At 69.9% G+C, this 22736-nt stretch carries 25 protein-coding genes and 1 tRNA gene; 8 read left to right on the top strand and 18 right to left on the bottom strand.

What is annotated here, in order from left to right:
• Positions 1 to 13 precede the first annotated feature (13 nt).
• The 3 genes from E5N76_RS11945 (at position 14) to E5N76_RS11935 (ending at position 4100) form a co-directional block, all read left to right on the top strand.
• Positions 14 to 1678: an ABC transporter permease gene (locus E5N76_RS11945; protein ID WP_149537528.1), complete on the top strand. Its 1665-nt coding sequence runs from the start codon at positions 14 to 16 to the stop codon at positions 1676 to 1678.
• A gap of 461 nt (positions 1679 to 2139) precedes the next feature.
• Positions 2140 to 3726 carry a PAS domain-containing sensor histidine kinase gene (locus tag E5N76_RS11940; RefSeq protein ID WP_149537527.1) on the top strand — a complete coding sequence of 529 codons (1587 nt, stop codon included), beginning with the start codon at positions 2140 to 2142 and terminating at the stop codon, positions 3724 to 3726.
• Positions 3723 to 4100: a response regulator gene (locus tag E5N76_RS11935; RefSeq protein ID WP_149537526.1), complete on the top strand. Its 378-nt coding sequence runs from the start codon at positions 3723 to 3725 to the stop codon at positions 4098 to 4100. Before E5N76_RS11940 ends, E5N76_RS11935 begins: the two co-directional genes overlap by 4 nt.
• Before the next feature lie 134 nt (positions 4101 to 4234).
• Here E5N76_RS11935 and E5N76_RS11930 read toward each other — a convergent pair whose 3' ends face one another.
• Positions 4235 to 4510: an NINE protein gene (locus tag E5N76_RS11930; RefSeq protein WP_149537525.1), complete on the bottom strand. Its 276-nt coding sequence runs from the start codon at positions 4508 to 4510 to the stop codon at positions 4235 to 4237.
• A gap of 485 nt (positions 4511 to 4995) precedes the next feature.
• Between E5N76_RS11930 and E5N76_RS11925 the strand changes: the two genes are divergently transcribed.
• The 4 genes from E5N76_RS11925 to E5N76_RS29505 all read left to right on the top strand — a co-directional run bounded on the left by E5N76_RS11925 (position 4996) and on the right by E5N76_RS29505 (position 6533).
• Positions 4996 to 5625, top strand: a complete 630-nt coding sequence (locus E5N76_RS11925; protein WP_149537524.1) for a glutathione S-transferase family protein — start codon at positions 4996 to 4998, stop codon at positions 5623 to 5625.
• Between the two features lie 92 nt (positions 5626 to 5717).
• Positions 5718 to 5810 (top strand) — tRNA-Ser (locus E5N76_RS11920).
• Between the two features lie 305 nt (positions 5811 to 6115).
• Positions 6116 to 6334, top strand: coding sequence for a DUF1902 domain-containing protein (locus E5N76_RS11915; RefSeq protein ID WP_149537523.1), 219 nt, complete (start codon positions 6116 to 6118; stop codon positions 6332 to 6334).
• A gap of 1 nt (position 6335) precedes the next feature.
• Positions 6336 to 6533, top strand: a complete 198-nt coding sequence (locus E5N76_RS29505) for a type II toxin-antitoxin system HicA family toxin (protein ID WP_187830136.1) — start codon at positions 6336 to 6338, stop codon at positions 6531 to 6533.
• A gap of 97 nt (positions 6534 to 6630) precedes the next feature.
• On the opposite strand, the gene E5N76_RS11905 is transcribed toward E5N76_RS29505, so the two are convergent.
• The 16 genes from E5N76_RS11905 to E5N76_RS11825 form a co-directional block, all read right to left on the bottom strand.
• A complete protein-coding gene (locus E5N76_RS11905; protein WP_149537521.1) occupies positions 6631 to 6969 on the bottom strand; it encodes a hypothetical protein in 339 nt (112 codons plus the stop codon).
• Positions 6966 to 7556, bottom strand: coding sequence for a hypothetical protein (locus E5N76_RS11900; protein ID WP_149537520.1), 591 nt, complete (start codon positions 7554 to 7556; stop codon positions 6966 to 6968). Before E5N76_RS11900 ends, E5N76_RS11905 begins: the two co-directional genes overlap by 4 nt.
• Positions 7557 to 7758: 202 nt before the next feature.
• The gene (locus E5N76_RS29500; RefSeq protein ID WP_187830124.1) at positions 7759 to 8703 is read right to left on the bottom strand and encodes a hypothetical protein; all 945 of its coding nucleotides are present in this window, start codon (positions 8701 to 8703) and stop codon (positions 7759 to 7761) included.
• A complete protein-coding gene (locus E5N76_RS11885) occupies positions 8697 to 9293 on the bottom strand; it encodes a hypothetical protein (protein ID WP_149537518.1) in 597 nt (198 codons plus the stop codon). The genes E5N76_RS29500 and E5N76_RS11885 overlap by 7 nt, the downstream gene beginning before the upstream one ends.
• Before the next feature lie 2 nt (positions 9294 to 9295).
• The gene (locus E5N76_RS11880) at positions 9296 to 9925 is read right to left on the bottom strand and encodes a hypothetical protein (protein ID WP_149537517.1); all 630 of its coding nucleotides are present in this window, start codon (positions 9923 to 9925) and stop codon (positions 9296 to 9298) included.
• Positions 9922 to 10263: a hypothetical protein gene (locus tag E5N76_RS11875; protein ID WP_149537516.1), complete on the bottom strand. Its 342-nt coding sequence runs from the start codon at positions 10261 to 10263 to the stop codon at positions 9922 to 9924. The genes E5N76_RS11880 and E5N76_RS11875 overlap by 4 nt, the downstream gene beginning before the upstream one ends.
• The gene (locus E5N76_RS11870; protein ID WP_149537515.1) at positions 10263 to 10886 is read right to left on the bottom strand and encodes a hypothetical protein; all 624 of its coding nucleotides are present in this window, start codon (positions 10884 to 10886) and stop codon (positions 10263 to 10265) included. The genes E5N76_RS11875 and E5N76_RS11870 overlap by 1 nt, the downstream gene beginning before the upstream one ends.
• A complete protein-coding gene (locus E5N76_RS11865; protein ID WP_149537514.1) occupies positions 10883 to 11104 on the bottom strand; it encodes a hypothetical protein in 222 nt (73 codons plus the stop codon). The genes E5N76_RS11870 and E5N76_RS11865 overlap by 4 nt, the downstream gene beginning before the upstream one ends.
• Positions 11105 to 11107: 3 nt before the next feature.
• On the bottom strand, positions 11108 to 11539 hold the full coding sequence (locus tag E5N76_RS11860) for a Bbp16 family capsid cement protein (RefSeq protein WP_149537513.1): 432 nt from the start codon (positions 11537 to 11539) through the stop codon (positions 11108 to 11110).
• Between the two features lie 113 nt (positions 11540 to 11652).
• On the bottom strand, positions 11653 to 14541 hold the full coding sequence (locus tag E5N76_RS11855) for an NtaA/DmoA family FMN-dependent monooxygenase (protein ID WP_149537512.1): 2889 nt from the start codon (positions 14539 to 14541) through the stop codon (positions 11653 to 11655).
• Positions 14542 to 14570: 29 nt separating this feature from the next.
• On the bottom strand, positions 14571 to 15524 hold the full coding sequence (locus E5N76_RS11850; protein WP_149537511.1) for an oligopeptide/dipeptide ABC transporter ATP-binding protein: 954 nt from the start codon (positions 15522 to 15524) through the stop codon (positions 14571 to 14573).
• A complete protein-coding gene (locus tag E5N76_RS11845) occupies positions 15517 to 16473 on the bottom strand; it encodes an ABC transporter ATP-binding protein (protein WP_149537510.1) in 957 nt (318 codons plus the stop codon). Before E5N76_RS11845 ends, E5N76_RS11850 begins: the two co-directional genes overlap by 8 nt.
• A 64-nt stretch (positions 16474 to 16537) precedes the next feature.
• Positions 16538 to 17407, bottom strand: coding sequence for an ABC transporter permease (locus E5N76_RS11840; protein ID WP_149537509.1), 870 nt, complete (start codon positions 17405 to 17407; stop codon positions 16538 to 16540).
• On the bottom strand, positions 17404 to 18357 hold the full coding sequence (locus tag E5N76_RS11835; protein ID WP_149537508.1) for an ABC transporter permease: 954 nt from the start codon (positions 18355 to 18357) through the stop codon (positions 17404 to 17406). The genes E5N76_RS11840 and E5N76_RS11835 overlap by 4 nt, the downstream gene beginning before the upstream one ends.
• A 73-nt stretch (positions 18358 to 18430) precedes the next feature.
• Entirely contained in the window at positions 18431 to 19987 is a 1557-nt protein-coding gene (locus E5N76_RS11830) for an ABC transporter substrate-binding protein (RefSeq protein ID WP_187830123.1), read from the bottom strand.
• A 162-nt stretch (positions 19988 to 20149) separates the two neighbouring features.
• On the bottom strand, positions 20150 to 21511 hold the full coding sequence (locus E5N76_RS11825; RefSeq protein ID WP_149537506.1) for an LLM class flavin-dependent oxidoreductase: 1362 nt from the start codon (positions 21509 to 21511) through the stop codon (positions 20150 to 20152).
• Positions 21512 to 21712: 201 nt separating this feature from the next.
• Here E5N76_RS11825 and E5N76_RS11820 point away from each other — a divergent pair, with 201 nt between their 5' ends.
• Positions 21713 to 22405 (top strand): GntR family transcriptional regulator, encoded by a 693-nt coding sequence (locus E5N76_RS11820; RefSeq protein ID WP_235907670.1) that lies wholly within the window; start codon positions 21713 to 21715, stop codon positions 22403 to 22405.
• Positions 22406 to 22415: 10 nt separating this feature from the next.
• Here E5N76_RS11820 and E5N76_RS11815 read toward each other — a convergent pair whose 3' ends face one another.
• Positions 22416 to 22673 (bottom strand): hypothetical protein, encoded by a 258-nt coding sequence (locus tag E5N76_RS11815; RefSeq protein ID WP_149537505.1) that lies wholly within the window; start codon positions 22671 to 22673, stop codon positions 22416 to 22418.
• Positions 22674 to 22736 lie beyond the last annotated feature (63 nt).

Here is a 22736-nt window from a genome sequence, read left to right as displayed (position 1 = left end):
AGCGTGGCGGACGATGTCCGAGGCTGAGGCCTTCCCCGCCCCGCGCCCCGTCGCGCCCGTCCGGCGCGGCCCGGGCTGGACCTGGCTGGCCCTGCCCGCCGCCCTGCTGGTGACGGCGCCGCTCGCCGCCGTGCTGGTCACCGCGGTACGGCCGGCCGGGGCGGTGTGGCACCACATCCTCACCACGACCCTGTCGGAGATGCTGGCCAATTCGGCGCTGCTCGCCCTGCTGGTCGGGCTGATGGTGGCCTCCGCCGGGGCGCTGACCGCCTGGCTGGTCACCGCCTGCCGCTTCCCGGGGCGCGGCCTGCTGGAAGTGGCGCTGCTGCTGCCCATGGCGATGCCCGCCTATGTCTGCGGCTATGCCTATACCTGGCTGCTGGACGTCGCCGGGCCGGTGCAGGCCGCGCTGCGGGACGTCACCGGGCTGCGCTGGGGCCAGTACTGGTTCCCCGAGATCCGCAGCCTGCCGGGCGCCGCGCTGATGCTCGGCATGGTGCTCTACCCTTACGCCTACCTGCTCTGCCGCGCCGCCTTCCAGCAGCAGAGCGTCGCCCTCATCGAGGCCTCCCGCACCCTCGGCCATTCCCTGCCGCGCTGCTTCCTGCGGCTGGCGCTGCCCCTGGCGCGGCCGGCCATCGTCGGCGGCGTGGCGCTCGCCCTGATGGAGACGCTGGCGGATTTCGGCACGGTGCAGCATTTCGCCGTCCGCACCTTCACCACCGGCATCTACGAGGCCTGGTTCGGCCTCGGCGACCGCGGCGCCGCCAGCCAGCTCGCCGCCTGCCTGATGGGGCTCGTCGCCCTGCTGCTGCTGCTGGAGCAGCTCTCCCGCGGCGGGCGGCGCTTCCACCCGACCACCGGGCGGCAGCCGCCGCTGCATCCGGTGCCGCTGCATGGCTGGAAGGCGGCGCTGGCGGCGCTGGCCTGCGCCCTGCCCGTCTGCCTCGGCTTCCTGGTGCCGGCGGGCACGCTTTTCGCCCTGATGCTGCAGGTGGGAGATCCGCTGGAGACCGAGCGCTTCCTGCCCTTCGCCCGCAACTCCCTGGTGCTGGCAGGGCTGGCGGCGGCGGCGGCGGTGCTCATCGCCGCCTTCCTCGCCTGGGCGGCGCGGCTGGACCCGCGCCCCGCGCTGCGCGCCGCCAACCGGCTGGCCGGGCTGGGCTACGCCATTCCGGGCTCGGTCATCGCGGTCGGCACGCTGGTGCCGCTCGGCCTGTTCGACAACGCGCTGGACGGCTGGATGCGGGCGCGTTTCGGGATCTCCACCGGGCTGCTGCTCTCGGGCGGGCTCGCGGCGCTGGTCTTCGCCTATCTGGTCCGCTTCCTCGCCATCGCGCTCTCCGCCATCGAGTCCGGCCTGGCGCGGCTGCGGCCGAGCCTCTTCGCCGCGGCGCGGGTGCTGGGCGCCCGGCCGGCTGCGGCGATCCGGCGGGTGGAACTGCCGCTGGCGCGCGGCAGCCTGCTGACCGCCTTCCTGCTGGTCTTCGTCGATACGATGAAGGAGCTGCCGGCGACCCTCATCGTCCGGCCCTTCGATTTCGATACTCTTGCCGTCCGGGTCCATAGCCTGGCCGCCGATGAACGGCTGGCGGAGGCGAGCACCGCCGCCCTGCTCATCGTGCTGGCCGGGCTGCTGCCGGTGCTGGCGCTGACCCGCGCCATGCGCCGCGGCTGATGCCGCTGTCGAGGAAAGGCGGTTCCTGTCGCCCGCCCGCCGGTCTACCTGCCGAATTCACAACCCAAGCCGGGGATTCGTGGAGGAGTTCCCTGTCCGAAGCTGATCCGGGCGCAATGCGCCCGAAGGGGTAAAGCCTTGGATATCTGGCCTTGCCTTCAGGAATATTTCTGAAGTTGGTGTCTATGCAGCAGAATTTCGCCTTTTTTCCCGATTTTTCTTCCTGTTTCCGGTTTTCGTCGGCTCTGGCGCAGCGCCCCCGCATCCGCCCAGGCCGCGCCACGGCCGAAACGCCCTTGGCCAGTCACGAGTCGCGGCAACCATTCCCTGGCAGCGAGTTCAGGGATCACAAGTCGGTGGGACACCGCCCGGACGGGTCGCGCCCCGGCATCGTCTTCACGATAGTCGGATTCGCCCAGGCGCCACGCCGCGTCGGGGCCACGTGCGGATGGACGGGGTCAATGCCGGGCCTGGCTGGGTTGATCGACACCGAGGCGATGGCCCCGCATGGGGTCTGCCTCCTCTGGCAGCCGGAACTGATCTGGCTGCACGTGGTCTCCGATGGCGCCATCGCCCTGGCCTACTGGTCCATTCCGCTGGTCCTTGTCGTGCTGCTGCTGCGCCGGCGGGACCTCGTCTTCCCCTGGGCGATCGGGCTCTTCGCCGCCTTCATCCTGCTCTGCGGCGCGACCCATGCGATGGATATCTGGACCCTGTGGCACCCGGACTACGCGGTGCAGGGGGTGCTGAAGGCGGTCACCGCGGCGGTCTCGGTCGCCACCGCCATCGCGCTCTGGCCCCTGCTGCCGCGGCTGCTCTCCCTGCCTTCGGTGCAGGCGCTGGCGGAGGCGAATGCCAGCCTCTCGCGCGAGGTGGCGGAGCGGCGGGAGGCCGAGAGCCGGGCGCGGCAGAGCGAGGCGACGCTGGCCAGCTTCTTCACCCATATCCCGGATGCCCTCTTCATCGTCCGGGCCGGGCCGGAGGGGCCGGTCTTCGAGACGGTGAACCCCGCCTTCTGCCAGCTTTTCGGCATGGAGGGCGCGGCGCTTGAAGGGCTCGGGCCGCGGGAGCTGCTGGAGGCGGAAGCGGCCGCCGAGCTGGTCTTCCAGTTCGACGCCTGCTTCACCGCGCGGGAGAAGCGGGATTTCGAGACGCTGGTGAGTGCCGAGGCCCAAGGGACGACCCAGGGCCATGGCACGCGGCACTGGCACACCGTGCTGGTGCCGCTGCCCGGGCCGGAGGGGGAGGCGCCGCGCCTGCTCGGCAGCCTGCGCGACGTGACGGAGGTGCGCCGGCTGCAGGCGGAGCTGGTGGAGACGGCCCGGCGGGCGACGATCGGCGCCATGTGCGCCGGCGTCGCGCATGAGATGAGCCAGCCGGTGAACATCATCGGCCTCTGGGCCGACCGCGCCCGGGCGACGATCGCCGCGGGCGGCGCCGCGCCGCTGCGGGCGATGGAGGTGGTGCTGGGCCAGACCAAGCGGCTCGGCGCCCTGCTGGAGCGGATGCGGGAGCTGGCGCGCGGCGCCTCGAGCGAGACGGAGAGCTTCGATGCCGCGGCGACCGCGGCGGCGACGGTGGAGATCGCCCGCCGGTCCTGGCAGCTCGAGGGGCTGGAGGTGGCGCTGGAAATGCCAGGGCCCGGTCGGCTGCCGGTGCGCGGCCGGGCGGCGGAGCTGGAGCAGGCGCTGCTGCACCTGCTGGAGAATGCCCGGGACGCGGTGCTGCGCCGCCGCGCGGCGGACCCGGCCGCGCCGGCCCGCATCACCGTCAGCCTGACCGCGGGGGCGGAGCCGGGCCGGGTGGTGATCGCCGTGCGGGATACCGGCGGGGGCGTGCCGGCGGGAATCGCGCCGAGCATCCTGGAGCCCTTCGTCACCAGCAAGGATCCCGGCCAGGGCACCGGGCTCGGCCTGCCCATCGCCGCCGGCCTGCTGCGCGCCATGGGCGGGCGGCTGGCCTGGGCGAATTGGGCGGAGGGGCTGCCGGAGGCCGGCGCGGTCTTCCGCCTGATCTTGCCGCTGGCCGGCGGGGGCCGCGCGGCATGAGCATGCCGCTGCGGGTGCTGATGGCGGAGGATGAGGATCTGGCGGCCGAGGTGCTGCAGGAGGGGCTGGTGGATGCCGGCTTCGAGGTGCTGATGGCGCCGGACGGCCAGGCGGCGCTGGAGCTGGCGGCGGCCGGCGCCGGCTTCGACGTGCTGCTGACCGATCTCCGCATGCCGCGGTTGGACGGGAAGGAGCTGATCCTTCGGTTGCGGGCGGAGCGGCCGAGCCTGCCGGTGGTGGTGATGACGGGCTTCGCCCCGCCGGAGGGGCCGGACCGCCTGCATGATGGCAGCGGTCCGCTGCGGCTGCTGACGAAGCCGATCGACCTCAGCGGCCTGGTCTCCGCCCTTTGGGCGGTGACGCAGGTGGATTGAGGCGGGCCGGGCGGAAGCGCAGCCAGGCTGGCGAACAGGTTGCGGCGCGCGGCGGGTCCGCCAGTGCGGCCGCTTCCCCTGGCCCGCATCGCCTGACCCGGCGGCCGGGGCCCCGCCCCCGGCCACGGCACGGTTCAGGCGGTGGCGGGCAGCGCCTCGTTGACCTCCCGCGCCATGCCGGGGATCAGCAGCGCATCGGCCAGCGCCCAGGTGCCGGTGGCGACGAAGCCGAGCAGGCCCAGGCCGCTCCAGATCAGCGGGATGGAGAGGATGGTGATGGCCGCCATGCCGGCGGCCGAGAGGTTGCGGCCGAGATAGAGGCGGTGCAGCCCGACCAGGCCGAACAACGCCCAGATGACATAGGCAAGGCCGACCGAGCGGCGGCCCCCCGGAAACAGAACGGCGTCCATACTACTCCCCTGTGCCGGTGGCGGCCCCGCCAGCGGCAACGCCGCCGGCCCCCCGAAGCCGCACCGCAGGACAAAGAATTGCGGCAGCGCGGTACGGAAGGGAAGCCGTTTCGTGACGCGAGGGGCGAAGCGCCGGCGGCGTGGCCCCGGCGCCACGGCCCGTGGCGGTGCCGGGGCGGGGCGGGCCCGGGCGTGCCGGCGGCCCGGCTTCGCGCCCCCGGACGGGGCTGCTAGAGCAGATCGCCGGAGGGCGGCATCGCCCGGAGGCGTGAATCTGCTCTACAATCCATAAGCTAGAGCGGTTTCGCGCTGCACAGTCAGCGTGAAACCGCTCTAGTGTCCTGCCCGCGAAGTTCGCTGGATTTCCAGCGAACGCAGCGGACAAGCAGGCCACTAAAAAAAGCCAGTGGCCCGAGAACGAAGTCCGCAGGGCTGCGGAATCGGGACACCAGCCTTGCCGCGGAGCGACGCCAAGGAGCGCAGGGATGATCGAATTCTGGACCTGGAACACGCCGAATGGCCGCAAGATCAGCGTGGCGCTGGAGGAGATGGACCTGCCCTACGCGGTGATGCCGGTGAACATCAGCAAGGGCGAGCAATTCGATCCGCACTTCCTCTCCTTCAGCCCGAACAACCGGATCCCCGCCATCATCGACCCCGAGGGGCCGGGCGGGCAGCCGATTTCGGTCTTCGAGAGCGGCGCGATCCTGCTGTACCTGGCGGAGAAGACCGGCAAATTCCTGCCCGCCGACCTGCGCGCCCGGGTGCCGGTGCTGGAATGGCTGATGTGGCAGATGGGCGGCTTCGGGCCGATGCCGGGCCAAGTGCACCATTTCCTCATGCAGCCCGATGGCCCGGCCAAGGAATATGGCTTCACGCGCTACCACACGGAGACGCAGCGGCTTTACGGCGTGCTGGAGAAGCGCCTGGCGGGGCGGGAGTATGTGGCGACGGAGGGCGAGCCGAGCATCGCCGATTTCGCCATCCTCGGCTGGGCCTGGCGGCATGAGCGGCACCAGGTGCCCTTCGACGAATTGCCGAACGTGGCCGCCTGGTATGCCCGGATGATGGCCCGGCCGGCGACGGCGAAGGGCTTCGAGGTGGTGCTCTCCTGAGCCCCCGGGCGGCCGGGGACGCGGCGTTTGACGCTGCGCCCCCCGCCCTGTAAGACCAGCCCCGCATACGTCGTGGGCCGTGCTGCACCTGCGGAGGGGTGGCCGAGTGGCTGAAGGCGACGGTTTGCTAAACCGTTATAGGGGGTCAACCTCTATCGTGGGTTCGAATCCCATCCCCTCCGCCAGAATCTCTTAATTTTCAAACTCTTAGAGCGTTTGAGCGGCGTGGACCACAAGCTGGTCCACAATCTCCCGCCCGTTCTACCTCCCCCATCATCGGGCAAACGATCAACCAGCGGCACGCCTTGATGCGGCGCCGAAAAAGCGCTTGCAACCGCCCGAGTGACTCTCTCTCCTCGCGATCCTGTGTGGCGGCCGATTCACGCGCAATTCGCGCCCGGCAACCTAGCCACATAAAAATCGCTATTTGCGAACACCATTTACCCGACGATAGACTTTCAGGCCCGAAATGGGCTGGTAGGAGGGCCTCATGCCTAAGGTGATTGTCATCCAGGCTGAGTGGGACGACGAAGCGCACGTTTGGTGGGCGTCGTCGAAGGATGTGCCCGGCCTCGTCTCAGAAGCCTCTACTTTTGAAGGGCTTAGCCAGCGCATCCTCGCTGTCCTGCCTGAGGTTGTGGACCTGCCCGAGGGCGCCGAGGTCGAAATTCACGGCGCCCACCGTGCCCACCTGCCGGCCGCGGCCTAGTGTGGGCGGGACGTTTGACCGCGACCTGAAGGGCATCCTTCACGACGCCGGATGGCGCTTCGAGCGCTTCGCCAAGGGTAACCACGAGATCTGGCAGCACCCCGACAAGAGTTTCAAGCTGACCGTTCCCCAGGGCATCGTCTCCAAGCACACCGCCAACGGGGTGCTGAAGCAGGCCGGCCTGCGGAAGCACTTCTAACCCTACCCCACCCGCCACGCCCGCAGCCCGTCCGGGCCGGGCGCGGCCCCTGCGCCCCACGACGGTCGTCCGGTAGAGAGGGAGGCTGACGCCGCAGCTACGCCCTTCCCACCACCACCTCGCCGTTCCTGGCGACGTAGGCCAGCACCTCCGCCATCCAGTTGGGGCCGGTGGTTAGCACGAGCACGGCGCCGCCCGCGGCCCTTGCCTCGGCGATGCTCTGGTCAAGGATCAGCGCTGTGGCATCGGGCCTGACCTCAGGCTTAGGGGTGTCGGGATCGAACAGCGCCGAGACGCGGACGACAGGGCCAGGGCCGAACCGGATCACCTCCCGGCAGGGACATTGAGCCACAAGCTCCGCCAGCGTCGCCTCGTTCCCGTCATCCGGCAGCATGTCCCGCTCGCGCATCAGCGCGATCAGCTCGGCATCGGTCATGCCAGCAGGGCCGGCGCCCGGGAGCGGGGAGAGCTGCCGCTGTCCTGCCAGCCATTCCACCTCTGCGCGAACTGGCTTGCGCCGCTGAGGATGGAGCCGAATGCGCCCATCGTGCCGGCGGACCTGGCGCCGGCTCCCTGCGCCCGCAGCAACATGGCCTGCTGGCTCTGATCCGTCCCGGCCAGGAGCGCATTGTACCTGGTCGTCGCCGCGTCCAGGCCCGTGGCCTCGGCGGTGTCCCGCTGCACGTCCAGCGCGGTGCCGAAGCCGATGTCCAGGTTGTTCGCCCCCATGATGGCGCGCTGGAGGGAAAGCCGCTGCGCGCCCTGGCGATAGATCTGCTGCGCCTCGAACTCACCGCGGGCTAGCGTCGCCTTGGCGTTGTTCTGCGCCACCGCCGCCTGGTACTTGGCCGCCTTGGACGCCGCCTCGCCCTGCTGCATCTGGCCGTAGGCGGAGAGGCCGGAGCCGATCAGGCCGGCAGCGGCAGCCGCGGCGGAAAGGCCGCTGGCAAAGCCACCACCAGTCGCCGCTACCGTGGGCGCAGCCGCGGTGAGGATGCCCGCCGCAGCCGGCGTCACGGTCAAGGCACCGGTCCCAACAGCAGCGCCGCCAAGGGTGGTGAGGCCCGCCGCCGTGGCGCCGGCGCCGATGGTAGCACCAGCGCCCGCCGCCGCCCCTGCCCCAGCAGCAGCGCCAGCCCCGACTGCCGCTCCAGCCCCAGCGCCAGCCGCCGAGGCGCCGAACAGGCTCGCGCCCAGGGCGGAAAGGGTTAATACGCACATGGGACTACTCCTCGAATGTCTGTGGGCGGCTCGGAACCGGCGGCCCGCCTCGGCGGCGTTCGATCTCCAACCGTTGCTCTGTCCCGGTGCGGGTGCCGGCCGCGCCTCCCACCGAGACGGCGGAAGCGTTGGGGATGGCCGCGCCGAGAACATCGGTGATGGTGGCGGTGCGCAGCACCACCCGCGGCCCCGACCCGCCGGCTGTCACCGGCCCCTGCGCGACTAGGGCGAACTGGTTACCGTCATTGATCCACTCGGCTTGGCGCGCCGCGCCGGCCTGCTGCCGGGCCGCCAGCGCCGCCTCCTGCTCCATCGGGGTATCGGGGACGATGGCTTCGCGCTCTTTCAGGACGCGCAGCCCGGTTTCGACCACAGCAGGATTGGCTTGCGACAGCGGGAACCACACGGCGGCCAGCCCTTCGCGGTTCACCACGCCGCGTTGGCCATTCCAGTCGGCCTGCGCGCCTGCCACGGCACGGGAGACGCTGGTCTCACCAGACGCGAGATTCACCGTCGCCAGATGAAGGATCGCCTTCTCGTCCCGAACGGCCGTCTCGCTGAAGGCCAGGTTTCCGGTGATCTGCGCCTGGCGCAGCAGCACTCCCTGAACACTCTGGGTTCGGGCGGAGCGGATCGCGCTCTGCATTTCGCCCGTTTCGCCCGCCTCTTTCACGCGGTCGGATACATCCACGTCGAACGCCGCGAGGATGCGACGGGCACGTTGCTGGCCCATGAAGCCCTCGTTGAGGAACATATCACCGATGCGCGCCAGGCTGCCGGCCGGCAACCGACCGGCGTCGCCGCGCCCGCGCTCCAGAAGCTGGAGCGTAGCGTTGCGGACGCCGGGATCGCTGATCCCGATGACGCCTCTCAGGAGCGCCTCGCGCTGATCCACGTTGCCGTTGACGAACTGCCGCTGGAGATTGGCAGCCGCGTCGGCCGTCAGCATCGCCACCGGGCGCCCGCGCAGCCAGCCGTGACAGCGGCGGCGATCTGAGCCGTTCCCGTTTCCAGAAGGCGGGCGCGATCGTCCATGTTCCGCGTTGTGCCGACCTGCTGGTTGAGCGCGAAGAGACCGTCATTCAGCTCCGCCAGGTTCCTCTCACGGCGCCGCCCCAGCACCAGGCGGCCCACCGCCTGCTGATCCCGGGCAATCTCAAGGCCAAGCTGGGTGGTTGCCCATTCCTGCTGGCGACGGTTGCCGCCGGCCGCGGTGCGGATGGTGTTCTGAAGGCTCCGCTGCCCCTCGGTCCACAACGCCTGGATCTTGTCGGGATCGGTCTCTGCGTCGAGCTGGGTCCGCAACTCCGACAGCCCGGTGACCATCTGCGTTTGCAGCTTGGAGCGGGCGGCAATCTCGTCCTCGCGGGCCAGCTTCGCCGCCACCTGCGCCCATTCGTCGCCGGCCTTGATCAGTGTCGCGCCGACACCGGCGGTAGCCGTGCCAACGCCAGCGCCGAAAGCGTCCGGCGTGGCCTTGATGTTTGACTGGCCGTCGGGCGCAACGCGCGGCCCAGGGCTCATTGGAATTCGCGCCATGGCTACTTCCTCCTGGCGGCCATCGCCGCCACCTTGCGGATGAACCGCGGATCGTTGCCGAGGCCCGTCCGCTCCAGGAATTCCATGATCTCCGGCGAGGTCTGCGCCGCCTTGGTGATCGCACCACGCGCCGCCGCCAGCTTGGTCTCGTACCTGGCGCCCCAGCCTTTCCGCAGCTCGGCCTCGGCCTGCTCCATGGTGCGCCGCGGGGCGGTGCTGGCCTGCGCTGCCAGAGCGTCCTGCCAGAGCTCTGCCGCCTGGGTGCGGCCGAGCCCAGCCTCCATCAGCGCAGTACGGAACCGCGCCTCGGCCGCCTGCCCTTCCGGCGTCCCGTCGCGTAGCGTGCCAGGCGGGGCGGCCAGGTCGTAGTCAGCGGGCCGCTCTGCCGCCGCCTCCTGCCAGTCCACGTAGCCGCGGGTCTCGATGCCGGAGAACGGGAACATGCGCTCGGCCGCATCGCTGAAAGGATCGCCCGTGCCTGCGTCCTGCTGCGCCTCTGAGGGCTTTGGCGCCTCGGCGGGCTGTGCCAGAGCCTCCGCCACCGAAGCGGCCTCTGGCGCGCTCTGCGGGGCTTCTGGCTGCGGCGCCATGCTCGGGTAGAACCGCGCCGCGATGGCTTCGAGGTCGCTCATGCCCGGCCCTCGAAGGCACGGGCCTTGGCCGTCACGGCATCCTGTACGGCCGTATCGCCCGCAGGCTGAAGGTCCCCCCGCCCCACGGCGCGCAGCGCTTCCAGATCTACCGCGCCAGCATCAAGCAGGCGGCGCAGAAGGGGCTCCGCCGCTACCCGCGCGGGGATCTGCATGCCCCAATGGCCTGGGCGCAAAACCGCGCGCTGCGCTGGCCTCGCCGCCTCGGCCAGCTCCTGGAACCGCCGCACCGCGCCGGCCAGCTCGGAAACCGCGGCATCAATCTCGGCGGCGCCGCTGACCATCGCGTCCAGGCGCTCGGCAAGGCAGTCGGGGGCCATCAGGCTGACTCCCGGGCCTGCCGGAGAAAGTCAGCCCGAAGCCGGTCCACCTTGCGCTGCACCTCCTCCGTCCCCCTCACCGCCGCATCCGCGAGGGAGAGCCGCGAGCTGCCGCCGGCCTCCAGATACGCGGTCACCTGCTCCAGGCTGCCGGATCGCGCTGCAAAGGCGTTGCCAATGATCTTGTCGAGCACGGTCCCGCGCTCATGCGCGATGAGCAGGCGTTCTGCCCGCCGCCTGTTGCCATCCACCTCGGCCAGGCAGTCGGATACCTGCTCCAGCAGCCCCTCCAGCCTCTTGGCCGGCCGCTCCCGCGCCTTCATGAGGCGCACCGCCTCATCCAGGTCTCGCTCCCTGGCGAGCCGCTTCTCGTCATCCACCGCATCGCGGCGCTGCTGCTCAGCCCTGGCCAAGGCCGCGGCCAGCGCTGTGGAGTGCTCCTGCAACCCGGCAATGCGCGCCGCCGCCGCTGGAATGCGCAGCTTCGCCTCAGCATCGCCACCGGCAGCAGCGAGGATCAGATCGGCGCGCTCGGCCTCCGCCCGCTCCAGATCAGCACGCGCCTCGGCGATCTGGGATTGCAGGTTGGCGATGATGTCAGACAGGGAAACGGGCTCGGTCATGGGGCGTCCTCGGTGACAGGTTCAGGAGGGAGCGAGCGCAGCCGGCGGCGCTCAGTGAAGTGGGCCTTGATGTCGGTCCAGATGCGGAACCGGTCCTCATTGAGCCGGCCATCCAGCACCGCGACAGCACGGTTGTAGAGGTCGAGCGGCAGGCGGCCGGACTTGCCAGCGGCCTCCACAGCCTCGCGCAGTTCAGCCAAGACGGGGCAGATCGCCATGGCTCAGATCGCCACGTAGTTCTTCGGGTAGTAGTTGTGGAAGTCGCGGTTCTTCACCAGCGATGCGTGCACCCGACCAGCGGTCAGGGGGCCATTTGCGATGGTGTAAACCAGCCTGATGTACCGACTCACACCAGCCGGCACCTTCATCCGGAAAGTGCCGGAAGGGCTCCGCTCGGCAAATGCCGTCAGCGGCATGGCACCGGACTGCACCAGCGTGGTCCACGTCGAATTGTCCGGACTCGTCTGCACCGCCACAACCAGGGTCGCAGCCCCGTCAGCCGTTGGCAGCTCGGTGAAGCGGAACAGGATTTCCAGCGCCTCTTCCGAAACGCCGACGTCGACGACGCCGCCCAGATCGATGGTGTTCCAGCTACTGCGGGTCGTGGTCAGCGCTGCGCCACTGTCCAGCAGAAGTGCTGCATCGAGGATCATGCTTGGGCCCCTTCCACAAGGTCAGCACAGGCCGGAGATCCGGCGGCGGGTGACGCCTCCTGACGCCGCCGCTGACGGAGATAGGTCCACCGCCATGACCGAGTTCCGAACCTTCACGGAGCTTCCTTTGCCGCCCCCGCCGCCTGCGGCCCCATCCACGATGCTGCGAGCGCGAGGATCTCGTCGAGTACGTCAAGTCTGGACACCAACCCATGTGGCAGGACGCCGGAGCCATGGGCAGCTCCCCAAAGCTGACCCGCAATGCTTGCCGTGCTGTCGCTGTCACCATCATGGTTGGAGGCGCGCGCCACTACATCCAAGAACGAGTCGCCGGTCAGGGCGGCGTAGGTCGCGATGGCGACGGCCTCGTCGCCGGTCCAGCCCAGCCCAAGTTGCGCGATGGCCTCGGTTGGCCGGTCCGGCATGCTTTGCACGAGTTTGAGCGCCCGACGGTATGGGGCCGTGATTGGGGCCGTGCAGCCCCACGCACCCGCCGTCCGTTGGAGGTCGTCGACCGCGCCCGCGAGCGCGTCGCACATTCCTTCGCCCCTCAGTATTCGCCGCACGGCGGCGGCCACGAGGCCAGCTGGACCCCACCCGTCTGGGTGCCCGTGCGTGAGTGCACCGATCTGGGCCCCGAGCTGGCAGGCTTCAGGCCCATCCGGTAGGCGGGGGAGGAAGGCCACGAGGGCGCTCCGCATAGCGGCGCCGCAGCCCTTCGAGTTGTTGATGGGGCGCTCGACCTTGCCGTTCCCACTGACCCGCAGCGCGGAGAGGCAGGTGTTCCCCAGGGCGCGCCGGTGACGCATCGCTGGCCGGGCAGCGAGCGTCCCCGCGAGGCCGCCGGGCGCGGCGGCGCCCGATTGTGTGTCAAGCCAATCGAGGTAGGCGCGGCGCACCTCCACGACTACGCCATCCTCCGACCAAGCTCCGTCCGGCCCAATGGCGCGCAGCAGCCCGTCGAGCGTAAACAGCGTCATCTGCGTGTCATCGCTGACAACCAGCCGGCCGGCATGCAGCACCGGCTCCCGAATGCCGTCTGGCCCGAAGCGCCGCCGGATCGTGTCGAGGCTGTCGAACTCGACCTCGTAGCCGAAGGCATCCCCGATCGCCCCGCCGAGCAGGCAGCCCAGCAAGCGGTCAGCGGCAATGGCCTGTGCGGCCCCGACCGGCCTTGCGCCCCGCGCATGCGCCTCCTGCGCCACGGTTTCCATCGTCCCGGGCCTTGCCCGGCGGACCGCCGCGACGGCCTCGGCAGATGCCATCCCCAGTTCCACCAGCAGCCCTGCTGCAATAGTCCCCGTGCGGCCGAGCCCGCCGCGGCAGTGGAGCAGCACGCGCCGCCCGGCGAGGAGGTGCGACCGCAGCCGATGGCCGGCGTACGTCCAGCGCACCTCGAAACGCCCGTCTGGGACATCCACGTCGCGGATGGGAAGGTGGTGCCACTCCATCCCCAGCGCCTCGACGGCATCGCCAATGCCGGACACGCCGTACCGCTCGAGTTCGTGCTGTTCCATCAGGGTAACCACGGCGACCGCACCCCACTCGGCAATTCGGGCAAGGTCGGACGGAAGGTCGCGCTCCCAGTCGCCCATGGTCGAGCCGCCCTGTCGCTTGCCGGGACAGAACGTCATCCCAATCTGGCCCCCGCCGGGCGCGGCAACCGCGTTGATGCAAAGTGGGTCGGTCGCGCTGGTGCGGGCGGGTAAAGCGCCGGGGTTCGTGCGGGTGCTTCGCTCCTTCGTGAGAATCGTGGCCTGAGTCGTTACGGAATTCGGTTTCTTGCGCTTGCTGTCCGGCATGGGATGGCCGCCCGGCAGCCAGGGGGGGCAAAGATTGAATCCGTCCGCCGCCCCCGCCTCGACCCAGGCCTCCATGTCGTCGGCGACGTCCTGCGGCGTGCCGATGACCAGCCGCGTGCCGAAGCCGGCGGCGATCGTCGTGTAGAGCTGGCGGATGGTCAGGTTCCGCCCGTGCGCCAGCTCCAGCAGGCCTTTCGCAATGCTGCGCACCTGGGGGTTGTTGGGCTCCGGCACCGGGCCGTCCACGTCGTGGCCCGAAAGATCGCCCATCTGGCCGTAGAGATGGGAGAGACCGAGGACCGGATCGACCAGCGCGTTGAGCTGCTCGTACTTGTCCTGCGCCTCCTGCCGCGTGCGGCCGATGAAATGGGTGATGCCGGGCATGATCAGCAACTCGTCCGGGCTGCGGCCGTACCGGGCCATGCGGCCCTTCAGCGTCTCGTAATAGACCTTGCCCTGGTCGAGGTTCTGGGCAACGGCATAGACCACGTCGGCGCTTTCGGCGGCGATGTCCATGCCCTGCTCGGACGCGCCGGCCTGCACCAGGATCGGGCGGCCCTGCGGCGTGCGCTTCACGCTCAGCGGGCCCTTGACCCTGAAGTGCTTGCCGATGTGGTTCAGCTCATGCAGCTTCGCCGGGTCGAAGAAGATGCCGCTCTTCTTGTCGTTGACCAGCGCGTCCGCGTCCCAACTGTCCCACAGCCCCTTCACCACCTCGACGAACTCGGCCGCCCGCTCGTAGCGGGTGGCGTAGTCGAGGTGTTCCTCGCGATTGAAGTTCCGCGCCTCCGCATCCGACCAGGAGGTGACGATGTTCCAGCCGGCGCGGCCGCCGCTGAGATGGTCGAGCGAGGCCCATTTGCGGGCGATGTGGAAGGGCTCGTTGTAGGTGGTGCTGGCAGTCGCCACCAGGCCGATATGGCCGGTCACCGCGGCGAGCGCCGAGAGCAGCGTCAACGGCTCCAGCTCCGCCGTCTGGGCGCTGCGGCAGAGGGCGCCGGGCGGCTCGTCCCTGGCGCGGATGCCGATGCCGTCGGCCAGGAAGACCATATCGAACTTCGCCGCCTCCGCCGTCCGGGCGACGCGGAGGAAGTGGCTGAGCTTGGAGGCGCCCTCCGGATCAACCTCCGGATGGCGCCAGGCCCCGGCATGGTAGCCGAGATACCGCATCGAAAGGCCGAGCTTGATCTGCCTGGTCATGTCCGAACTCCTGATGCGTGCGGCGCCGGTCACCCCGGGTTGTGGCAGGCGAGGGCGTGGCCGGGGGCGGTCATCAGCGTGGGCGGGTGAGCTTCGTCGCAGCGCCCGATCCGGCGTGGGCACTGGGCGCGGTAGATGCAGCCCGGCGCCTCCTGGTCGACGGCGCTGCGCTGGCCGGCCCGCTCGCCGGCCTCGTCCAGCGTCGCCAGCAGGGCACGCGTGTAGGGGTGGCGCGGCGTGCGGAACAGCTCGGCCGCCGGCGCCACCTCGACGATGCGGCCGAAGAACATCACCGCGACGCGGTCGCACAGGAAGCGGGCGACGTGCAAATCATGGGTGATGAAGAGGAAGGAGGTCTCCAGCTCCTGCTGGATATCCTTGAACAGGTTGAGGATCTGCGAGCGGACCGAGACGTCCAGCTTGGAGACCGCCTCGTCGGCCACGATGAAGACGGGGTCGCGCATCAGCGCCCGGGCGAGGGCCGCGCGCTGCAACTGCCCGCCGGAGAGCTCGTGCGGGAAGCGCTCCGCCGCCTCGCGTGGCAGGCGCACCCGCTGCAGCGCGGCGGCGACGCGGTCCTGCTGCTCGGATTTCGGCGTGCCGGAAAGCGCGAGGGGGGCGGCCAGCGCCGCGCCGATGGAATGGCGCGGGTTGAGCGAGGAGAGCGGGTCCTGGAACACCAGCGCCATCCGCCCCCAGATTCGGCGCAGCGCCCGTTCCCGGAGATGGGTGATGGGCTCGCCCTGGAACAGGATGGCGCCCTCGGATGGCTCGACCAGGCGCAGGATGGTGCGGCCCAGCGTGGTCTTCCCGCTGCCGGATTCGCCGACCAGGCCCACCACTTCGCGTCGCGCCACCGTCAGGGTCGCCCCGGCCACGGCCCGGAAGCTGGGGGGCGGGCCGAACAGGCCGCCCAGCCCGCTGCGGCGGCGGCGGAAGCGGACGGAAACGTCCTGCACATCCACCAGGGGGGCCTCAGCCATGCAGGAGGCAGCGCACGCGGCGCCCTCCCTCAAGGGGAATCATCGGTACTGGGGCCAGGGTGCAGCCTTCCAGGCGACGCGCGCAGCGGCTGGCAAAGGCGCAGCCGGTGCGGGGCTCGGCGATCGAGGGCGGCTCGCCCGGCAATTCGGGCAGGCGTTCGGCCTCGCCTTCCAGCGCGCGGGCAGTCGCGATCAGGGCGGCCGTGTAGGGGTGCAGCGGGTCCTCGAAGAGCTGCGCCGTGGTGCCGATCTCGACCACCTCGCCGGCATACATGACGGCGATGCGGTCGCACAGGCTGGCGGCCACCGTCATGTCGTGGGTGATGAAGAGGAAGGCGGCGTCCTCGGTCTGACGCAGGCGGCGGAACAGGCGGAGGATCTGCTGCTCCACGATGTTGTCGAGGTTGGTGGTGGGCTCGTCGGCGACCACCACGGCGGGGTTGGCGGCCAGCACCAGCGCGATCAGCGTCCGCTGCAGCATGCCGCCGCTGAGCTGGTGCGGATAGGCGCCGAGCACGCGGGCGGTGTCGGCGATGTCCACCTCGGCGAGCAGGCGCTCGGCGGCCGGGCGCCAGTCGGCGATGCCCCGGCGGACCAGCACCTGCCGCGCATGCCAGGCGATGCGCTTGGCGGGGTTGAAGGCCCCGACCGGGTCCTGGAAGATCATGCCGACGGCGCGGCCGCGCAGCGCGCGCAGCTCGGCCTCCTCCGACTGCAGCAGATCGGCCTCGCCGGCGCGCATGATTTCTGCGGTGAGGCGCGCCCCCTCCGGCTCCAGCCGCAGCAGGGAGAGGCCGGTCATCGTCTTGCCCGAACCGCTCTCGCCGATCAGGCCGAGCACCTCGCCGCGGCGCAGCTCCAGGTCCAGGCTGCGGACGACGTGCAGGCGGCGGCCGAGCGGATCGAGCATGAGGTCGAGGCCGCGGATTTCGAGGGCGAGCCCGGTCATGCGCCGGCCCCGTTCCGGGCGGCGGCAGGAGCCGCAAGCCGCCCGCCTGCAGGCTGTACCATGCTCATCGGTCCCGCAGCCGCGGGTCGAGCGCGTCGCGCAGCCCGTCGCCCAGCAGGTTGAGGCCGAGGATGATCCAGGCGACCGAGAGGCCGGTCAGGGTCAGCACCCAAGGGCCGTTCTGGAAGTAGTCCTTGCCGTCCGCCATCATCACGCCGAGGGAGGGCGTCGGCGGCTGCACGCCAAGGCCGACGAAGCTTAAGCCCGCCTCCATGATGATGCCGAAGCCGAGGCCGGCGGAGAATTGCACCAGCAGGGGCGCGGCGATGTTCGGCAGGATCTCCCGCGCCAGGATGCGCGGCGCGGACTGGCCCATCAGCCGGGCGGCGGTGACGTAATTCTCCGCCTTCGCCTGCGCCGTCATGCTGCGCGCCAGGCGGGCGAAATTCGGCACGTAGACCAGGCCGATCGCCAGCGCCACGCTGGAGGCGCCATAGCCCAGCAGCAGCATCAGGCAGAGGGCAAGCACATAGGTGGGGAAGGAGTAGAGCAGCTCGACGATGCGGGTGATGACGGCGTCCAGCCAGCCGCCACGATAGCCGGCGGTCATGCCGAGCACGGTCCCGGCCAGGCCGCCCAGCACCAGCCCGCCGACGCTGACCAGCAGCGAGATCCGTGCCCCATGCGCCACGCGGGTCAGCACATCCTGGCCGAAGGAATCGGTGCCGAAGGGGTGCTCGAGCGAGGGCGGCTGCAGGATCGCCATGTAGTCCTTGTCGTTCGGGTCGTAGGGCGAGAACAGGACGATGCCCGCGATCAGCAGCAGGGTGGAGACGAGGATGAAGGCGCCGCACTGGGCGACGCGGTTGCGCGCCAGCACGCCCAGCGGGCCGCGCCGGCGGGCGGAACGGGGGATGGCGGCGGCGGCGCTCATGCCGCCGTCCTCGGGTCGAGCAGCCCGCACAGCAGGTCGACCAGCAAATTGACCAGGATCACGATCAGCAGGAACACCACGGCGCAGCCCTGCACCACGCTGATGTCGCGGGCGAAGGCGCCGTCCACCATCACCGAGCCGATGCCCGGCACGCCGAACACCCGCTCCACCACCACCACGCCGCCCAGCAGGTAGCGCGCCTGCAGCCCGATGGCGGTGACATAGGGAATCAGCGCGTTGCGGAACACATAGTGCCAGAAGACGAAGGCCCGGCCGAAGCCCATGACCCGGGCGGAGGTGACATAGGCGCGGCGGAAGGTTTCCAGCAGCGTCGCGCGCAGCATGCGGGAGAAGATACCGGCCATCGGCACCGCAATGGCGAGCGCCGGCAGGAAGCCGCTGTGCAGCGCGCCGAGGAAGGATTCCCCAGGGCGGGTGAAGCCATAGGCGGGGAACCAGCCCAGCTCCAGGCTGAACAGCAGCACCAGCACATAGCCCAGCCAGAAATCGGGCATGGAAATGGTGACGATGGCGCCGGAAGTGGCCAGCACGTCCTCCACCCGGCCATGGCGGCTGGCGGCGATGCTGCCGGCGGTGATCGAGATTGCCAGGGCGAGGAGCAGCGCGTAGGCGCCGATGAAAAGCGTATTGGGCAGCGAGCCGGCGATCAGCGACGCGGTGGAGAAGCCCCCCGCCAGCGAGATCGAGGTACCGAGATCGCCGCGCAGCGCCCCGCGCAGCCAGGCGAGGAACTGCATCGCCAGCGGATCGTCCAGATGGTGCAGCCGGCGGAAATCGGCGATGGCGTCCGGGCTCGCCTGATCGCCCAGGGCGGCCAGCGCCGCGTCGCCCGGCACCGCATGCATCAGCAGGAACACGACCAGCGAGCCCAGCAGCAGCATGAAGGCCGCGCTGCCCGCCCGGAGCAGCAGCCAGGTCAGGACGCGCATCAGCGCCCAGGCGCGGGGACGCCGCGGCGAGGCGCCGCAGCCCCCCGCCGTTGATCGAACGACGCCATGCGCTCTAGCCGACCGTCATCGGCGCGAGCTGCGCCCCGAACCCGTCGAAGGGTGTATGGTCGAAGCCGGTCACCCGCTTCAGCACCGCGCTGTTGGAGTAGGTGTTCATCAGGAACACGCTGGGGCAGTCCTCGGCGATCAGCCGCTCCGCCTGCATGTAGAGCGGACCGCCCTTCGCCTCGCGGTCCAGCTCCTGCCGCGCCTGCTCCAGCAGGCTGTCCACCTGCGGGTTGCTGTACTTGCTGAAATTGCGCCAGCCGGTGCTGTGGAAGCAGTCGAACAGGTATTCGTCCGGGTCGCACAGCGCGATCCAGCCATTCGGCCAGCACTGGCCGTCATTGGCCATCCAGCGCTGGAAATGGGTGCGGCTGTCCATGAACTCGACGCGGAATTTGGTGCCCAGCGTGCGGTTCACCATGTCCACGAAAACCTCGGACATCCGCTTCCACCAGGCATCCGGCATGCCATAGACCACCACCTCGACATCCGCGCCGTATCTGGACTTGGCCAGTTCCGCCTTCGCCGCCTGCGGGTTGTACTGAGCGTAGGGGCGCGGCTCCCTGTCATAGGCCCAGCTTATCGCCTGCGGGATATAGCCCTGGGAGGGCACCGCCTGGCCGAACACCACCGCCTGCACGAAGGCCTGCCGGTTGATGGACATCGAGACGGCGCGGCGGAAATGCACGTCGTCGAAGGGCGGGCGCTGGATGTTGAACTGGGCGAAGCGGGCATTGAGGCCGGGCATGGAGGAGAACGCCACCGAGGCCATGCGCTTCACCCGCTCGGTATCCCCGTAGGGGACGGCGTTGACGAAGTGCAGCCCGCCGGCGGCCAGCGCGTTGATGGCGCTGCTGTCGTCGCGGATCAGCATCACCTCCAGCGCCGGGGCTTTCGGCAACCCCCGCTCGAAATACTCGGTGTGGGCGGCGAAGCTCAGCTTCTCGTTCGGCCGCCACTCCGTCAGCTTCCAGGGGCCGGAGCCGACCGGGGTGCGGCCATACTGCTCGTCGCCCATGGCCAGCACGGCCTTCTTGCAGACGATCTGCGTGCTGGTGCGGGTGTTGGTCAGGTAGGTCAGCAGCGGCGCGAAGGGCTTGTCGGTCTTCATCCGCACGGTATGCGCATCGACCGCCTCGACGCTGACGAGGGGCGCCATCTTGCGCCGCACCGGCGAGCCGAATTTCTCGTCGGCGATGCGCTGGAAGGTGAAGACCACGTCCTCGGCGGTCAGCTCGCTGCCGTCGTGGAAGTGGACGCCCTGGCGCAGCTTGAACTCCCAGGTGGTGGCATCGGGGTTGGTCCAGGATTCCGCCAAGTCGCCCACCACGTTCATCTTGGCGTCGAACTTCACCAGCGTGTTGAAGACGCCCCAGATGATATAGAATTCGGGATTAATCGCCGCCTTGCCAGGATCGAGCGTGTTGATCGTCGTGAAGCCGGTCATCGCCGCGCGCAGCGGGGCAGCGCCGGGTTGGGCCATCGCCGCGAAGGGACGCAGCCCTCCCGCTTCGGCCGTGAGCAAGGTGGCGCCACCCAGCAAGGTGCGGCGGGACAAGGTCATGGGCAGGCGCTCCGGGTCAGGGAGGGACAGGATTTTCCCGTTGTTGAAACTGGCCCGTGCGCTGCGTTGCAGCTTGCTTATCCCGCATTCAATCCGGTTTCCGCGCTGCATTCAACCCTGTATTCAGGGCAGCCGGACGGTTTGTGCCTCCCGCCGCGCCGCTTAGGCAAAGGCCCGCGCCGGCGCCGCCTGCCGGCTGTAGCGGTTCACATGCGGCTTGAGGCCGAGATTCTCCCGCAGCGTCCGCCCCTCATAGGCGGTGCGGAACAGGCCGCGGCGCTGCAGCTCCGGCGTGATCAGCTCGACGAAATCGTCGCAGCCGCCGGGCAGGATGGAGGGCGTGATGTTGAAGCCGTCGCAGGCCTCCGCCGCCATCCACGCTTCCATCACGTCCACGATCTCCGCGGCGGTGCCGATCAGGTGGAAGCCGCCGGCCCCGGCCTGGTGCTCGTAGAGCTGGCGGATGGTGAGGTTCTTCTCCCGCACCAGCCGCACCCAGCGCTCGGAGAAGCTCCGCAGCTCCTGCGGGCCGAGGCGGTCCAGCGGCACCGGCCCGTCCAGGTCATAGCCGCGCAGGTCGCCGAAGGTGCCGTAGAGCCGCTGCAGCCCCACCATGGGATCGAGCAGCGCCTGCATCTCGTCGAATTTCGCCCGCGCCTCGGCCGCCGTGCGCCCGACGATCGGCCGTAGTGCCGGCATGATCTTCAGATCGTCCCAATCTCGGCCATAGGCCGACAGGCGCCGCTTCACATCGGCATAGTAGGCGCGCGCCGCCTCCATCGTGTCATGCGCGGCGTAGATGACATCGGCCGTGGCCGCCGCCATCTCCCGCCCCTGCTCCGAGGCGCCGGCCTGGAACAGCACCGGCCGGCCCTGCGGCATTTCGCCGACGTTGAGCGGGCCGCGGACCTGGAAATGCTTGCCGCGATGGTCCAGGACATGGGCGCGGCTCTCGTCATAGAAGCGGCCGCCCGCCTTGTCATAAAGGAAGGCCCCTTCCTCCCAGCTATCCCAGAGGCCGGTCACGACCTCGACAAACTCCGCCGCACGCTCGTAGCGCGTGGCGTAGTCCAGATGCTGCTCCCGGTTGAAGTTGCGCGCCTCCGCCTCGGACCAGGAGGTCACGACATTCCATCCCGCGCGCCCCTCGCTGATGAGGTCGAGCGTCGCGAATTTGCGGGCGATGTGGTAGGGCTCGTTGTAGGTGGTGGAAGCCGTGGCGACGAGGCCGATGCGGCTGGTCCGCGCTGCCAGGGCCGGCAGCAGCGTCAGCGGCTCCATCTCGATGATCTCGTAGCCCGAGCGCGCGAGGGCGCCGGGCGGCTCGTCATGCTCACGAATGCCGATGCCGTCAGCGAAGAAGACCATGTCGCACAGCCCGCGCTCGGCGGTCTGCGCATTGCGCAGGTAGTGTTGGAAGCTGACGGTGCCGTTCGCCGGGACGTCCGGGTGGCGCCAGGCCGCGGGGTGATAGCCGAGGCCCCGGATCGACATGCCGAGCCGCATCATCCGCTTCGCACCCATCCGCGCCTCCGTGCTCCTGCCTTGGCGAAAGGCCGGCCAGCAAAGCGGCCCAGCCCCGCCGCGGGGCAGTGTAGAAGGCTGCCAAACCGCAATGCAACGCTGTATTCAGCGCTGTGGTATGGACTTCCGGCGCCAGTCCGGGCAGACCATCCTGCGCGGGACAGGCCGGGCAGGCGAGAAGGGGCCGAGGGGAGCGTCGACATGCAGATGGCCAGACTACCGGCCGAGAGCCCGGCCGCCGCCGGCCGCGTCTACGACCGCATCAAGGTCATGGCCATGGCCTACCAATTCCGGCCCGGCGAACGGATCAACGAGCTCGCGCTCGCGGCGCAGCTGGGGGTGAGCCGTACGCCGCTGCGCGAGGCGCTGAACCGCCTGGTCTCGGAAGGCTTCGTCACCACCGTGCCGGGCCGGGGCTTCTTCGGCCGGATGCTCGACGCGAAGGAGATCCACAATCTCTACGAGGTGCGCGCCTCGCTGGAGGAGGCTATCATCCGCCTCGCCTGCGAACGCGCGAGCGACGAGGAGCTCGCGGAGCTCGAGGCCTTCGCCCGGTCCCGGCCGACGCAGGAGAACGGGAAAAGCCTCGAGGCGCTCCGCCACGACGAGGAGTTCCATCTTCGAATCGCGCGCATGACGCAGAATGCGGAATTCGTCCGCCTGCTGGAAAGCATTCACAGCCGGATCCACTTCGTCCGCTGGATCGATATGCGCCGGCGCGAGAAGCTCGACATGACGGCCCATCTGCGCTTCGCGCGGCTGCTCCGGCGGCGCGACGTCGCGGCCTGCCTGACGGACAACAGCGTCGTCATGCGTCGCCGCTACAAGGAAATCGTGGATGTCATCCGCACCGGGATCGCCGAGATCTACATGACGCCGGAGCAGCCCGCATGAGTCTGGCCGGTCAGGTGGATACATCTCCTGCTCCGCTGCCAGGTGGCTGAAGGAGCCGACGCCGGCAGAGGCAAAGGTCAGCCCGCCGCGCGTCGTCCCCGAGGCGGCGATGATCCGCCGACGCTCTGAAGCGCGACGCCTTGTTCACCACCAGCACGCCCGGGCTGTCGCCCACGAAGGCCACCGGCGCCAAATCGCGCAACACGTCGTAGGGCGGGCGCTGCATCAGTTGCGAGTTGATCGTCACCGATCCCGGCGTGCCGCCCATCAGCGTATAGCCGTCGGCCGGTGCCGAGAGGCCGATGCGCGAGACTCGCCACCGTCATCGCGC

Origin of the sequence: Siccirubricoccus phaeus, from assembly GCF_008360935.1 — a bacterium.
Classification (GTDB): domain Bacteria; phylum Pseudomonadota; class Alphaproteobacteria; order Acetobacterales; family Acetobacteraceae; genus Siccirubricoccus; species Siccirubricoccus phaeus.
Note: the sequence above shows the minus strand (reverse complement) of the source record. Positions and strands in the feature narration are given on the sequence as shown.